The organism is Mycolicibacterium peregrinum, assembly GCF_001665625.1.
In the GTDB taxonomy this organism is placed as follows: Bacteria; Actinomycetota; Actinomycetes; order Mycobacteriales; family Mycobacteriaceae; genus Mycobacterium; species Mycobacterium peregrinum_B.
Map to the genome: position 1 here is coordinate 1 of NZ_LZSY01000099.1, position 13,233 is coordinate 13,233.

The 13,233-nt window shown below is 65.8% G+C and carries 13 protein-coding genes and 1 pseudogene; 8 read left to right on the forward strand and 6 right to left on the reverse strand.

Going from position 1 to position 13,233, the window contains the following annotated elements:
* The 3 genes and pseudogenes from A5779_RS14460 to rraA all read left to right on the forward strand — a co-directional run.
* Positions 1–285, forward strand: a pseudogene (locus tag A5779_RS14460) (hypothetical protein); the annotation flags it as partial.
* A gap of 44 nt (positions 286–329) precedes the next feature.
* Complete coding sequence (locus A5779_RS14465; protein WP_082941687.1) at positions 330–1,094, forward strand: MerR family transcriptional regulator; 765 nt, start codon at positions 330–332, stop codon at positions 1,092–1,094.
* 20 nt (positions 1,095–1,114) lie between these two features.
* Positions 1,115–1,597, forward strand: a complete 483-nt coding sequence (rraA, locus tag A5779_RS14470; RefSeq protein WP_064882989.1) for a ribonuclease E activity regulator RraA — start codon at positions 1,115–1,117, stop codon at positions 1,595–1,597.
* 59 nt (positions 1,598–1,656) lie between these two features.
* Here rraA and A5779_RS14475 read toward each other — a convergent pair whose 3' ends face one another.
* Entirely contained in the window at positions 1,657–3,129 is a 1,473-nt protein-coding gene (locus A5779_RS14475) for a flavin-containing monooxygenase (RefSeq protein WP_064882992.1), read from the reverse strand.
* A gap of 78 nt (positions 3,130–3,207) precedes the next feature.
* On the opposite strand from A5779_RS14475, the gene A5779_RS14480 reads away from it, so the two are divergent.
* On the forward strand, positions 3,208–3,849 hold the full coding sequence (locus A5779_RS14480) for a TetR/AcrR family transcriptional regulator (protein WP_064882993.1): 642 nt from the start codon (positions 3,208–3,210) through the stop codon (positions 3,847–3,849).
* Positions 3,850–3,873: 24 nt separating this feature from the next.
* Entirely contained in the window at positions 3,874–5,079 is a 1,206-nt protein-coding gene (gene dinB / locus A5779_RS14485) for a DNA polymerase IV (protein ID WP_064882995.1), read from the forward strand.
* 14 nt (positions 5,080–5,093) lie between these two features.
* Here dinB and A5779_RS14490 read toward each other — a convergent pair whose 3' ends face one another.
* Complete coding sequence (locus tag A5779_RS14490; RefSeq protein WP_064882997.1) at positions 5,094–5,525, reverse strand: hypothetical protein; 432 nt, start codon at positions 5,523–5,525, stop codon at positions 5,094–5,096.
* A 164-nt stretch (positions 5,526–5,689) separates the two neighbouring features.
* On the opposite strand from A5779_RS14490, the gene A5779_RS14495 reads away from it, so the two are divergent.
* On the forward strand, positions 5,690–5,980 hold the full coding sequence (locus tag A5779_RS14495) for a YiaA/YiaB family inner membrane protein (RefSeq protein WP_064883028.1): 291 nt from the start codon (positions 5,690–5,692) through the stop codon (positions 5,978–5,980).
* Here the strand turns inward: A5779_RS14495 and A5779_RS14500 are convergent.
* Positions 5,969–6,976, reverse strand: a complete 1,008-nt coding sequence (locus A5779_RS14500; RefSeq protein WP_064882999.1) for a PHP domain-containing protein — start codon at positions 6,974–6,976, stop codon at positions 5,969–5,971. The two genes, A5779_RS14495 and A5779_RS14500, sit on opposite strands and share 12 nt — an antisense overlap.
* 9 nt (positions 6,977–6,985) lie before the next feature.
* Entirely contained in the window at positions 6,986–7,363 is a 378-nt protein-coding gene (locus tag A5779_RS14505) for a thiol-disulfide oxidoreductase DCC family protein (RefSeq protein ID WP_064883001.1), read from the reverse strand.
* 103 nt (positions 7,364–7,466) lie between these two features.
* On the opposite strand from A5779_RS14505, the gene A5779_RS14510 reads away from it, so the two are divergent.
* Positions 7,467–9,083 carry a SulP family inorganic anion transporter gene (locus A5779_RS14510; RefSeq protein ID WP_064883003.1) on the forward strand — a complete coding sequence of 539 codons (1,617 nt, stop codon included), beginning with the start codon at positions 7,467–7,469 and terminating at the stop codon, positions 9,081–9,083.
* Here A5779_RS14510 and A5779_RS14515 read toward each other — a convergent pair.
* Positions 9,076–10,422, reverse strand: a complete 1,347-nt coding sequence (locus tag A5779_RS14515) for an NAD-dependent succinate-semialdehyde dehydrogenase (RefSeq protein ID WP_064883005.1) — start codon at positions 10,420–10,422, stop codon at positions 9,076–9,078. The genes A5779_RS14510 and A5779_RS14515 overlap by 8 nt on opposite strands.
* Before the next feature lie 150 nt (positions 10,423–10,572).
* On the opposite strand from A5779_RS14515, the gene A5779_RS14520 reads away from it, so the two are divergent.
* Entirely contained in the window at positions 10,573–11,424 is an 852-nt protein-coding gene (locus tag A5779_RS14520) for an LLM class F420-dependent oxidoreductase (protein ID WP_064883007.1), read from the forward strand.
* 482 nt (positions 11,425–11,906) lie between these two features.
* On the opposite strand, the gene A5779_RS14525 is transcribed toward A5779_RS14520, so the two are convergent.
* Positions 11,907–13,220, reverse strand: coding sequence for a glycosyltransferase family 87 protein (locus A5779_RS14525; protein WP_064883009.1), 1,314 nt, complete (start codon positions 13,218–13,220; stop codon positions 11,907–11,909).
* Positions 13,221–13,233 lie beyond the last annotated feature (13 nt).

Sequence of the window (13,233 nt, forward strand, 5' to 3'; positions counted from 1 at the left end):
CGCGTCCGCTGGGTAGAAGCGAGAGGCTTGGACGACGGGCTCTCGCTCAGGGTGGACGCCCCCGCGCCCGTCATCCCTCTGCCGGATGTCGCCAAGGCAGCCAAAGAGACTGCCGCCCAAGCCAAGTCGACTGTCACCTCGGCCGCCAATCCAGTGTCGGGCCCGGTGCCGTCCACACTGAGCGAGAGCCCGTCGTCCAAGCTGCCCCTTGCCGCGGCGGTGGCCGTAGGCGTCCTGGCCCTGCTCCTGGTCGTGCTCAGCCGTCGGCATTCCGAGGACAGCTGACCCGGGCTGGACCCTGACGCGACGTCAGGGTCGATAGTGGCCTCGTGCACGCAGATCAGCAGGTGAGATCCGTCGGCGCGGTGGCCGCGCTGACGGAGATCTCGGTGCGGACTCTGCATCACTACGACCACATCGGTCTCGTGGTGCCCAGCGTGCGTACCGCGGCGGGTTATCGCGGCTATACCGACGCCGATATCGAGCGGTTGCATTTGGTGCTGGTGTACCGGTCGGTCGGGCTGGCGCTGGATGAGATCCGGTCCCTGCTCGACGATCCGGATGCCGACGTGCTCGCCCACCTGCAACGCCAGCACAGCGTCCTGTGCGATCAGGCCGAGCAGCTGCAGCAGACCATCAAGGCAGTGGAGGAATTGATGAGCGCCCACGACAGAGGAATTCAGCTGACCGCCGAGGAGCAGGTGGAGATCTTCGGCAGCGCCGTTTTCGACGAGCACGCCGAGGAGGCCGAAGCGCGCTGGGCCGATACCGAGGAGTGGAAACAGTCCCGGCAACGGACCGCGCAGATGACCAAGCGGGACTGGATCGAGTTCAAGGCCGAGAACGACGCGCTGCTCGACGCCCTGGCCGAGGGTAAGCGCGCCGGGGTCGAACCGGGCTCGGCGCAGGCCGACGAGTTGGCGGCACGGCATCGCGCCACCATCTCGCGGTTCTACGACTGCAGTGACGACATGCATGTGTGCCTGGCGCAGATGTATGTCGACGACGAGCGCTTCGCCCGCTACTACGACGATGCAGAGCCTGGGCTGGCCCAGTTCGTGCACGACATCATCGTGCAAAGTGTCGGTCGCTAGCGGGCTGCGATAATCGCGGGGTGAGTATCGAACCGCGCGCCACCGCTGATCTGGTCGACGAGATCTACCCCGACGTCCGTAGCTGCGATCTGCAGTTGCAGAACTACGGCGGCAGGACCATGTTCGCCGGGCCGATCACCACGGTGCGCTGCTTCCAGGACAACGCCCTGCTGAAGTCGATCCTGTCCACCCCGGGTAACGGCGGGGTGCTCGTGGTCGACGGTGACGGCTCGGTGCACACCGCGCTGGTCGGTGACATCATCGCCGGGTTGGCTGCCGACAACGGCTGGTCCGGGGTGATCGTGCACGGCGCGGTACGCGATGCCGCCGCGCTGCGCACCATCGATGTCGGGATCAAGGCGCTGGGCACCAACCCGCGCAAGGGCACCAAGACCGGCGAGGGTGAGCGCGACGTCGAGGTCAGCTTCGGCGGCGTCACCTTCGTCCCCGGCGAGATCGCCTATGCCGACGAGGACGGCATCGTGGTCGTCGCCGCTTCCTAAAACCAGGAGCGAGAAAAGCCCCCACCTTCATCAAGGTGGGGGCTCTTCTCGTTTATTGCCTAGCTAACCTTCACGGCCGCACGGTGTTTGGTGAACATCAGCGACTCCTCGTCGACCTTGCCGTAGCGGATGGTCCGCAGGTCGAAGAAGTAGTTCTGCTTGAGCCGCCAGGGCGCCTCCGAGCCCGACTTGGGCAGGCTGTCCATGGCACGCCGGAAGTATCCCGGGGTGAAGTCCATGAACGGCATCTCGTCGACAGCGGTGCCGGGGTGCTGGGCCTCGACGCGGTCGAAACCGTTGGCGTCCATGTAGTTCAGCACGCGGCAGATGAACTCCGAGACCAGATCCGCCTTGAGCGTCCAGGACGCGTTGGTGTAGCCGAAGGTGATCGCCATGTTGGGAACACCGGAGAGCATCAGGCCCTTGTAGGTCATCGTGTCCGACAGGTCGATCGGCTCGCCGTTGCGCAGGGCCTGGGCACCGCCGAACAACTGCATGTTCAGACCGGTCGCGGTGACGATGATGTCGGCCTCGAGCTCCTGCCCGGAGCTGAGTTTGATGCCCTTGTCGGTGAACGTGTCGATCGTGTCGGTGACGACATCGGCCTTGCCCGACCGGATGGCCTTGAACAGATCGCCGTTGGGCGCCAGGCAGACTCGCTCATCCCACGGGTTGTAACGCGGGCTGAAGTGCTTGTCGTAATCGAAGTTTTGGGGCAGCCGGCGGGTGCCCATCTTGCGCAGGAACTGCTTGAAGATCGACGGGAAGCGGCGCGCGATCTGGTACTGGCCGGTGCTGTACCCGACGGCCTTCCAGCGGTTCGCGAAATGCGCGAGATTCTTCGGCAGGTACTTGTTGGTCTTCACGGCGAACGGATCGACCAGAGGCAACGATCCGACGTACGTGGGCGAGCGCTGCAGCATGGTGACGTGCCCGACGCCGCCGTTGACCAACGACGGGATCAACGTGATCGCGGTGGCACCCGAGCCGATCACGACCATCTTCTTGCCGGCGTAATCCAGATCCTCCGGCCAGTGCTGGGGGTGGATGATCTGGCCCTTGAAGTTCGAGGCGCCGGGGAATTCCGGTGAGTAACCCTCGTCGTAGTTGTAATAGCCGCTGCACACCGACAGGAACGAGCAGGTGATCTGCTTCTCCTCGCCATCGTGCTCGACGGTCACGGTCCACTTGTTCTCGGCGTCGGACCAGTCCGCCGACACCACCTTGTGGCCGGTGCGGATGTGCTTCCGGATGCCGTTCTCGTCGGCAGCCTCGTTGATGTAGTTCCAGATCGACTGGCCGTCGGCGATCGATTTGGCCGACTCCCACGGCTTGAACCGGAACCCGAGGGTGAACATGTCCGAGTCGGAGCGGATGCCCGGGTACTTGAACAGGTCCCAGGTGCCGCCGATGTTCTCCCGGCGCTCGAGCATCACGTAGCTCTTGGTGGGGCAACGGTCCTGCAGATGCCAGGCCGTGCTGATGCCGGAGATGCCGGCGCCGACGATCACAACATCGAAGTGTTCGTTCATGGGACCGACGGTATCAACATGGTGTTGAGTCGGTCAACAGTCTGTTGATAAATTCAACGCGGTGTTAGGCTGCTGGTTGTGACCACCTCCGGTACGACGCGCGCCCCCCGCGGTCGACGCGCCGCCCGACCATCGGGCGACGACCGTGAGGCGGCCATCCTCGAGACCGCCCGGCAGCTGCTGGAGACCAAGAAGTTCGCCGACATATCGGTCGATGACCTGGCCAAAGGTGCCGGGATCTCCCGGCCGACGTTCTACTTCTACTTCTCATCGAAGGAAGCGGTCCTGCTGTCGCTGATCGACCCGCTGATCAAGCGGGCGGACACCGGTTTCGACAGCGCACTTGAGGACATGCCCACCGACCCCAAGCGGGCGATCCGGCACGGGATCGAGATCTTCGTCAGCTCGTTCGGGTCGCATCCGGCCACCGCACGCGCCGGTACCGAGGCACTCAACAGCAGCCCGGAGTTCCGGGTGTTCTGGTCCGGGCTCATGCAGAAATGGATCAACCTCACCGCCGCCCTGATCACCGCTGAGCGTGAGCGCGGCGCCGCCCCGGAGACCATTCCCGCGATGGACCTGGCGACCTCGCTCAACTTGATGAACGAGCGCACCATCATGGCGGCTCTGGGCGCCGAACAACCCGCGGTCGCCTTCGACGAGGTGGTCGACACCCTTGCCCACATCTGGCTGACCAGCATCTACGGCCGGCCCCTCTAACCCGTCCGCCACCTATGCGAACATATGTTCGTGTCCGACACCGCGGCCATCCTGCACGCTGATCTCGACTCGTTCTACGCATCGGTCGAGCAGCGCGATGATCCGGCGCTGCGCGGCCGCCCGGTGATCGTCGGCGGCGGCGTGGTGCTGGCGGCCAGTTACGAGGCCAAGGCGTTCGGGGTCCGCACGGCGATGAGTGGTGGTCAGGCCCGGACGCTGTGCCCGCAGGCCATCGTGGTGCCGCCGCGGATGTCGGCGTATTCGGAGGCCAGCGGGCACGTGTTCGAGGTCTTTCACGACACCACACCGGTGGTCGAGCCACTGTCGGTGGACGAGGCGTTTCTCGACGTGTCCGGGCTGGGGCGGGTGTCCGGCACTCCGGTGGAGATCGCCCGACGCCTGCGCGAGCAGGTCAGCGAGCAGGTGGGCCTGCCCATCACCGTCGGCATCGCACGCACCAAGTTCCTGGCCAAGGTGGCCAGCCAGGTGGCCAAACCGGATGGGCTGCTGTTGGTCCCGCCCGATCGCGAACTGGCGTTCCTGCATCCGTTGCCGGTGCGCCGGCTGTGGGGTGTGGGCGCAAAGACGGCCGAGAAGCTCCATGCCCACGGGATCGAGACCGTCGCCGATGTGGCCGAGCTGCCCGAGTCTGCTCTGCGGCCCATGGTCGGCGGTGCGATGGCGCGACAGCTGTATGCGTTGTCGCGCAACATCGACCGACGCCGGGTGACGACAGGGGTCCGGCGCAGTTCGGTCGGCGCCCAACGCGCGCTCGGCCGGCGCGGCAATACGATGTCGGCCGCGGAGGTGGATGTCGTGGTGGTCAACCTCGTCGACCGCATCACCCGCAGGATGCGCGGGGCCGGCCGGACCGGGCGCACCGTCGTATTGCGCTTGCGCTTCGATGATTTCGGCCGGGCCACCCGGTCGCACACCCTGCCCCGGGCTACCGCATCAACTGACGCGGTCCTGGCCGCGGCCCGCGCACTGGTGACGGCCGCAGCTCCCGTGATCGCCGAGCGCGGGCTCACACTGATCGGGTTCGCGGTATCCAACATCGACCACCAGGGCAGCCAGCAGTTGGAGCTGCCTTTCGACTCGGAACCCGATCCGGTCGCGATCGACGGCGCCATCGATGAGGTGCGGCAGCGGTTCGGTAACGCGATGCTGACCCGCGGTGTGCTGGTCGGACGTGATCCGGGCCTGGAGATGCCGACGCTGCCCTACTAGAAGAGTTGCGCGTGCTAAAAGAACTGTCCGGCAATGAATCCCGCGAGCAGCACGGCGAACCCACCGATCTCGCCGACGATGAGGGCAATCATCCCGGCGTGCAGTGATGCGGTGGGCTTCTCGAACTGGTTGGTGGTGTCGCGCTTGGCACCGTGCTCGATGTAGGCGGCGATGGCGACGACGAAGAACAGCACGAGCACCATGGCTGCGGCGAGGTTCACCCACGTGGGCCAGGCGCTGAGTTCGACGAAGACCGCCACCAGCAGCGTCGCGAAGGAGTACAGCAGCGCGGCCCGGTGGGCGATGTCGACGTACGGGTGGGCCAGGTGGTTCTCGCTGGTGGCCATCTGCCGGTACTTCCATACCCCGAGCACCAGGGCCAGCAGGAAGATCAGGCCGGCGGCGAGCAGGGTGATGACGGTGTCGATGCCGAGTTCCGCGTGCATCGCGTGAGTTTACGAGCCTGTCGAATACCGCCGGTCACCCGCGGTGCGGTGTTGGACCGAGGATCGTCCGGCCGATGTGCTGCGGCCGTGGCAACGGAACTGAGCATGAAATCTGAGTAATGTCCCCCATCCGCCGCACCCCGGACTACGACAAGCTGCGAGACATGAACGCTTTCAACGACTCATCCAGGGTCACCGCCGCATTCTTCCTCCAGGCCGCCATCGCTTTCGGGGCCAGCTTTCTCGGTCTGCTCGGCGGGGTCCTGTTCCTGCCCCTGGACCTGTGGCAGCGCCTGTTCCTGGCGATGACGGTCCTATTCCTCGTGACGAGCTCGTTCACCCTGGCCAAGGTGATCCGCGATCAACAGGAAGCCACCACCATCCGGGTCCGGCTCGATGAGGCCAGGATGGAAAAGCTGATCGCCGAACACAATCCGTTCACCTCAGCCGCCTGAGGCCCACTCCAGCAGTTCGTCGGCGGGCCAGGTGTTGACGATGCGCTCGATCGGTACCTCGGCGTCCAGGGCGCGCTGGGCCCCGTAGCCGAGAAAATCCAGCTGGCCGGGTGCGTGTGCATCGGTGTCGATACTGAACACGCAGCCGATCTCCAGCGCCATCGTCAGCAGCCGGGTCGGCGGGTCGCGCCGCTCGGGACGGGAATTGATCTCGACGGCCGTGCCGTGTTCGAGGCAGGCCGTAAAGACTTTCTCGGCATCGAATTTCGACTCGGGCCGCATGCCGCGGCCGCCGGTGACCAGGCGTCCGGTGCAGTGCCCCAGCACATCTGTGTGCGGATTCGAGACGGCCTTGACCATTCGCCGGGTCATGGCTTCCGAGTCCATCGCCAGCTTCGAGTGCACGCTTGCCACCACCACGTCCAGGCGTTCCAGCAGTTCGGGTTCCTGGTCCAGCGATCCGTCTTCGAGGATGTCGACTTCGATCCCGGTCAGGATCCGCATCGGGGCCACAGCCTCGCGTAGGTCCTCGATGACGTCGAGCTGCTCACGCAGCCGGTCCGGGGACAGCCCGTTGGCGATCTTGAGGCGTGGCGAGTGGTCGGTCAGCGCGCAGTACTCGTGTCCGAGGTCGCGCGCGGCCAGCATCATCTCCTCGATCGGAGCGGATCCGTCCGACCAGTTGGAGTGCACGTGCAAGTCTCCCCGGAGGGCGGCCCGCACCTCTGCACCCCCGAGATCGACAGCCGCCTCACGTAATTCGGCGAGGGTGTCGGGCTCCCGGCCGGCCCAGGCCTGGGCGATCACCTTCGCCGTCTTGGGCCCCACCCCTGGCAACGACTGCCAACCGTTCGTCGCGCCGAGGCGTTCCCGTTGCGCATCGGACAGCGCCTCGACGATGTCGGCGGCATTGCGGTAGGCCATCACCCGCCGCGGGTCCTCCCGGGCGCGATCCTTGTAGTACGCGATCTGACGTAGTGCGGTCACCGGGTCCATGGGCACTGCTCAGCAGTCCCCCGGCCGCGCCGCGCAGTGCGGCGTGGTGCCCGGGAACCGGTAGCGATGCGCCGCGACCCAGCGGTAGACCGCGTTCTGCAGTTGACGTACCCCCGGCACCCGGTACACGCGCAACGGAATCCTGGTGCCGAACCCGGCCGAGACGGCGGCGTTGATCGCTTCGGCGCCGCGGTACACCTCGCCCGAGGAGTCCTGCCACCATGCCGCTTCGAGCATCTGATCGGCCGGCACCCCGAGCCGGTCAGCGGTGCCGGCGGCCTGAAAAGGCGCGGTCCGCAGATCGCCGGTGCGCTGCCGGCTCGTCAGAGCGTTCACGCTGCGGGTACACATGCCACAGTTGCCGTCGAAGTACAGGACGCCGTTCATACCTCCAGTGTGCCCGCATCGGGACGTGCATTTGCGCCCTATGACGGGCATCCCTACAGTGGATTGAGATATTCTTCAATCCATCAATTCGTCAGGTCCCACCATGTCTCGGCTACTGCCCAACCGCGGCGACTACACCGAACTGCCGCGCTCGTGGCGCCGCGACCTCCTCGCCGGGGTGACCGTCGGCGTGGTGGCACTGCCGTTGGCGTTGGCTTTCGGGATCAGCTCGGGGGTGGGAGCCGCCGCAGGGTTGGTCACGGCAGTGGTGGCGGGCCTGGTCGCGGCGGTGTTCGGCGGTTCGCACGTGCAGGTGTCCGGCCCGACAGGAGCGATGGCGGTGGTCCTCGCGCCGATCGTCGCGCAACACGGACTCGGCAGCATCGCACTGGTGACAGTGGTGGCGGGGCTGGTGGTGCTGGCCGCAGGCGTCACCGGCCTGGGCCGGGCGGTGACGTTCATCCCGTGGCCGGTGATCGAGGGGTTCACCCTGGGCATCGCGATGATCATCTTCCTGCAGCAGGTCCCCGCCGCATTCGCCCAACAGGCACCCGCCGGCGAGCGCACGCTGCCCGCCGCGATCACGGTGATCGCGCAGGCCGACTGGACTACGGCGGCGAAAACCCTTGGGGTGGTTGGAGTTGTCGCGCTCCTGATGATCGCGCTCCCGCGCGTGCACCGTGCCATTCCCGAATCCTTGACAGCGGTCATCGTGGTCACCGTGCTGGTCAGCGTCCTCCACATCCCCGTGGCCGCGATCGGCGAGCTGCCGTCGCACCTGCCCACCCCGGTGTTCCCCCACGCCGATCTGGGCGCCTTGCGCACCCTGCTCGGCGCGGCACTGGCCATTGCCGCGCTGTCGGCCATCGAATCGCTGCTCTCCGCGCGGGTTGCGGCCACGATGTCACCGACCGGACCGTACGACCCCGACCGCGAGTTGGTCGGGCAGGGTTTGGCGTCAGTGGCTTCGGGTGTTTTCGGCGGCATGCCCGCAACGGGCGCGATCGCGCGCACCGCGGTCAACGTCCGGGCCGGCGCCCGAACACGCGTCGCGGCGATCGTGCACTCACTGGTGCTGCTCGGTGTGGTCTATCTGGCGACCGGACCGGTCTCGACCATTCCACTCGCCGCGCTGGCCGGAGTGCTGATGGTGACGTCGTTCCGGATGATCTCGGCGGGTACGGTGCGAAAGATCCTGCGCTCCACCCGTTCCGATGCGCTGACTTTCGTTCTGACCGCGGTGGTGACCGTGTGCTTCGACCTGATCGAGGCGGTCGAGATCGGCATTGTCGTCGCCGCATTCTTCGCGTTGCGTTCCGTGGCGCGGCGCAGCAGCGTGGTTCGAGAGGAACTTCCCGGTCCGCAGCTACCCGGCGACGACGAGATCGCGCTGCTGAGGCTCGACGGTGCGATGTTCTTCGGTGCCGCCGAACGTATTTCGAGCGCGATCGTGGACGCCGAACATCCACACACTTCCGTCGTCATCATCCGGATGTCGCAACTCGGCATGCTCGACGCCACCGGCGCACACACCCTCGCGGAGATCGCCACCGAACTGGAGTCACGCGGGATCACGGTGATCATCAAGGGTGTTCGACCCGAACACGCCGAGTTGTTGGCCAACGTCGGCGTGTTCGAGTCACTACGGCACGAGAACCACCTGCTCGATTCGCTGGACGATGCGATCGCACATGCGCGAACGCACGTCAGCGTCAGGTGACCGTACGGATCAGCTTCTTGTTCACGAACTCGTCCATGCCGAACCTGCCGAGCTCGCGCCCGAAACCGGACCGCTTGATGCCGCCGAACGGCAACTCGGCCCCTTCGGCACCGACCGCGTTGACGAACACCATGCCCGCATCGATCCGGTCCGCCACGCGGGCGGCCTGATCGGCGTCGGTGGTGAAGACGTAAGAACCCAATCCGAACGGGGTGTCGTTGGCGATCTCGACGGCCTCGTCTTCCGAACCGGCCTTGTACACCACGGCCACCGGGCCGAACAGCTCCTGACGGTAGGCGTCGTTGTCCTCGGTCACTCCCGTGAGAACGGCAGGCGGATAGAACGCACCGCGGCGCTCACCTGCCGACTTGAGCTCGGCACCCTGCGCGACGGCGGCCTTGACCTGCTGTTCGAGCCTTTCGGCGGCCAGTTCCGAGGACAGCGGGGCGATCCCGTCGGCGGCCGCCAGCAGCTTGTCGGTGAACTTGGTCAGGAAGTCGTCGTAGATGTCCTGCGCGACGATGAACCGCTTGGCGGCGTTGCAGGCCTGCCCCGTGTTCTCCATCCGCCCCTCGACGGCGGCTTCCACCGTCGCGTCAAGATCGTCGGTGGACAGCAGGATGAACGGGTCGGACCCGCCGAGTTCCAGCACGCACTTCTTGAGATTGCGGCCGGCGATCTCGGCCACTGCCGCACCGGCCCGCTCGGAACCCGTCAGTGACACCGCGGCCACCCGGGGGTCGGCGATGATCTCGGCAACCTGGTCGTTGGTGGCACGGATGTCGACGTAGGCGCCTTGCGGGAGCCCGGCCTCCAGGAAGATCAGCTGCAGCAGTTCGGCGGATTCGGGGCACTGCGGAGCGTGCTTGAGCAGAATTGTGTTGCCCACGATCAGGTTTGGGCCGGCGAAGCGGGCGACCTGGTAGTAGGGGTAGTTCCACGGCATGATCCCGAGCAGCACACCGACCGGACCTCGCTTGACCACCGCGTTGCCCTCGCCCTCGAGCAGGGGGATCTCCTCGTCGGCGAGGAACTTCTCGGCGTTGTCGGCGTAGTACTGGTAGATGGCGGCGCTGAAGTCGACCTCGCCCAGGGCCTGGTCGCGCGGCTTGCCCATCTCTCGGACGATGACGTCGGCGAGTTGCTCGCGACGCTGCTCGTGCAGGGCGGCGACCTTACCGATGAGCGCGGCCCGCTCGGCCACCGTGGTGGTACGTGCCCAGGTGCGGCCGGTCTTGGCGGCAGCTTCGATGGCGGCCTGGATCTCGGCGTCGGTCGAGGTCGGGTAGGTGGCGACCACCTTTGCGGTCGCCGGATCGGTGACTGCGTACTCGCTCATGTCTACTCCCAGATGGTCTGATCGCGTGATTCCGCATATTTCCCTGCCCGAGACTACCGATTGCGGCGTCTAAATGGCACCGAAGATACGGAATCAGCATTGACCGGTTCGTCCGGAATGAATGCTGCGACGGGACTAGTTTCTGAAGGCGTGCGCTTCGCCTTCAAAACATCCCCGCAGAACACGACCTGGGCCGACATGCTTGCCATCTGGAAAGCGGCCGACACGATCGACGTCTTCGAATCCGGCTGGACGTTCGACCACTTCTATCCGATCTTCTCCGACTCGTCGGGCCCCTGCCTCGAGGGCTGGACGACGCTGACCGCGCTCGCCCAGGCCACCGAGCGGTTGCGCGTCGGTGTGCTCGTCACCGGTATCCACTACCGCCATCCCGCCGTGTTGGCGAATATGGCCTCGGCACTCGACATCGTCTCCAACGGCCGCCTCGACCTCGGCATCGGCGCCGGCTGGAACGAAGAGGAATCGGGTGCCTACGGAATCGAATTGGGCTCGATCAAGGAACGCTTCGACCGGTTCGAGGAGGCCTGCGAGGTCCTGAAAGGACTGCTGACACAGGACACGACGACGTTCGACGGCAAGTTCTACCAACTCAAGGATGCCCGCAACGAGCCCAAGGGCCCGCAGCAGCCGCATCCGCCGTTCTGCATCGGCGGCAGTGGCGAGAAGCGCACGCTGCGCATCACCGCGAAGTACGCCGATCACTGGAATTTCGTAGGCGGTCCACCCGAGGAGTTCGCCCGCAAGCGCGATGTGCTGGCCGCGCATTGCGCCGATCTCGGCCGCGACCCCAAGGAGATCACCCTGTCGGCGCACGTGCGGCTGGGTCCGGACCACGATGTCGCGAAGGTCGTCGACGAGGCGGCGGCGCTGGGCGCCGAGGGCCTGGATCTGGCGATCATCTACCTGCCGCCGCCCTACGATCCGGCCGTGCTGGAACCGTTGGCCGAGGCAATCAGGGACTCAGGTCAGCTCACCGTCTGACACAAACAGCTACGCCCTCGGACCGGCGCTTTTGCGTCGATTCGAGGGCGTCGTGCGCTGTGACGGATACCCGTCAGAAACCGAAGCGAAGTAGCTCGTCCGCCGTGGCCAGGCGCTCGTTCTTGGCCGGGAACTCACGGCTCTTCATCGGATGACGGAACAATGACCAGGCAATACGACCCATCCGTGACCGACTGATCGGGTTGATGTACACGGTGAACACTCCTGCGAATTACTGGTTGCTGTACCCGTAGTTCTACGTTACCGCAGCACTCTCACCACGTCATTAAATACCCGCCATCCGGCAAACTGGGCGAGGCACGCCGCAAAAACATCAGATGTTTCTAATGAGACTAATGTGGTGATTGAGGCGACCGAACTGCTCCTTTTCGAGATGTGGATCACATTTCGACGCTGGTCAAGGCGACTATGCGCTGTGATGCAGGTCACGGCAGTTAATTAAGAAATCTCTCAAACTTGCCTTACTGGGCCCGCGCCAGCTCCTCGTCGAGGAACTCCGGCGGGTAGTCGTCGAGGTCGTCCGAGGTCATGGCGATCTCGTCGGGATCGTCCGGCTCCGGCGGCGTGCTCAGCCGCAGCCAACTGACCGTCGCGACCACGAAGCATCCGAACACCAGCGGGTACCAACCGCTCGCGAGCTGGCCGGACCAGAAGCGCCGGAGGTCCAGGAAATTCCAGTACACCCCGCTGAAGTACATGGTGGTGTGGTTGCGGCCGGGCCGGTGCAGGGTCCACATGAAGGTCAACGCGAGCAGCCCGACAGCCCGGTACGCCCAGCCGCGGGCCCAATGACCCTGTGTCGTGCACGCCTTCGCGGCGAGCCAGAAGATCGCGGGGGCGAACCACACCCAGTGCGCTGCCCAACTGAACGGCGACACCGCGCAACCGGTCAAACCCACCAGCACCACGGCCAGTGCCTGTTCTCCTCGTCGGTGCGCCCACGCCGCGATGGCCATGCATGCCGCGAGTACCAGCAGGCTCACCACGATCCACAGCCACTCCGGCCGTGGGCTCGGGGCGAAGTACCGGGCCAGAAATCCGTTGATCGACTGGTTGGCCAGGTGGTCGATCGAGCTGATGTGGGCGGTGTCGCCGAGGTGAGTCCAGAACCACGCACTGTCTTTCGGCAGCAGCGGCCAGGTGAGCGCCGCCGTCGCGACAAAGGTGATCGCGGCCGTGGCCGAAGCCCGCCACTGCCGGGTGAGCAACAGGTACGGGAGAAATACCAACGGGGTGAGCTTGATGCCCGCGGCGACACCCAGCCCGATCCCCCGCCATCGGGACTGTTCCGGGCGCAGCAGGTCGAGCGCCACCATCGCCATGAGCAGGACATTTATCTGTCCCCACCACAGCGTGGCCTGCACCGGTTCGACATCCACGGCGATCACCGCGAGCGCTGCGCTCATCACGCCGAGCCGCAGATCGGCGCGGATCCCGGCCAGTCGCAGGATCCGCCACGCGATGAGCGCCAGCAAGCAGATCGAGAGGGCCAGCAGGACGTACTTGGCGACGTCGAAACCGAGCCAGGCGAACGGCGCCAGGACGAAGGCCGCGAACGGCGGGTAGACGAACCAGGCGCCGCGCAGCGCCGGTTCCTGGTACAGGCTCCTACCGTCCCAGGAGGCGTGCACGCCGGCGCGGTAGGTGTCCAGGTCGAAGTTGTTCTCGGTCAACCCGAAGAAATGGGTCCCGAACGGCACCAGGTGGTTGTGCACCACCACCGCCAGGACAGCCACAACCACTGCACCTGCGACGACGCGACGTCGCAGCCTCACCTTTCCACCCCCC

Excerpts from the sequence above, each read along its gene's own strand:
- A5779_RS14495 (WP_064883028.1), top strand. The coding sequence starts at position 5,690 with ATGAACGCTTTCAACGACTCATCCAGGGTCACCGCCGCATTCTTCCTC.
- A5779_RS14475 (WP_064882992.1), bottom strand. The coding sequence starts at position 3,129 with ATGAACGAACACTTCGATGTTGTGATCGTCGGCGCCGGCATCTCCGGC.
- A5779_RS14510 (WP_064883003.1), top strand. The coding sequence starts at position 7,467 with ATGTCTCGGCTACTGCCCAACCGCGGCGACTACACCGAACTGCCGCGC.
- A5779_RS14490 (WP_064882997.1), bottom strand. The coding sequence starts at position 5,525 with ATGCACGCGGAACTCGGCATCGACACCGTCATCACCCTGCTCGCCGCC.
- A5779_RS14500 (WP_064882999.1), bottom strand. The coding sequence starts at position 6,976 with ATGGACCCGGTGACCGCACTACGTCAGATCGCGTACTACAAGGATCGC.
- A5779_RS14505 (WP_064883001.1), bottom strand. The coding sequence starts at position 7,363 with ATGAACGGCGTCCTGTACTTCGACGGCAACTGTGGCATGTGTACCCGC.
- dinB (WP_064882995.1), top strand. The coding sequence starts at position 3,874 with ATGTTCGTGTCCGACACCGCGGCCATCCTGCACGCTGATCTCGACTCG.
- A5779_RS14515 (WP_064883005.1), bottom strand. The coding sequence starts at position 10,422 with ATGAGCGAGTACGCAGTCACCGATCCGGCGACCGCAAAGGTGGTCGCC.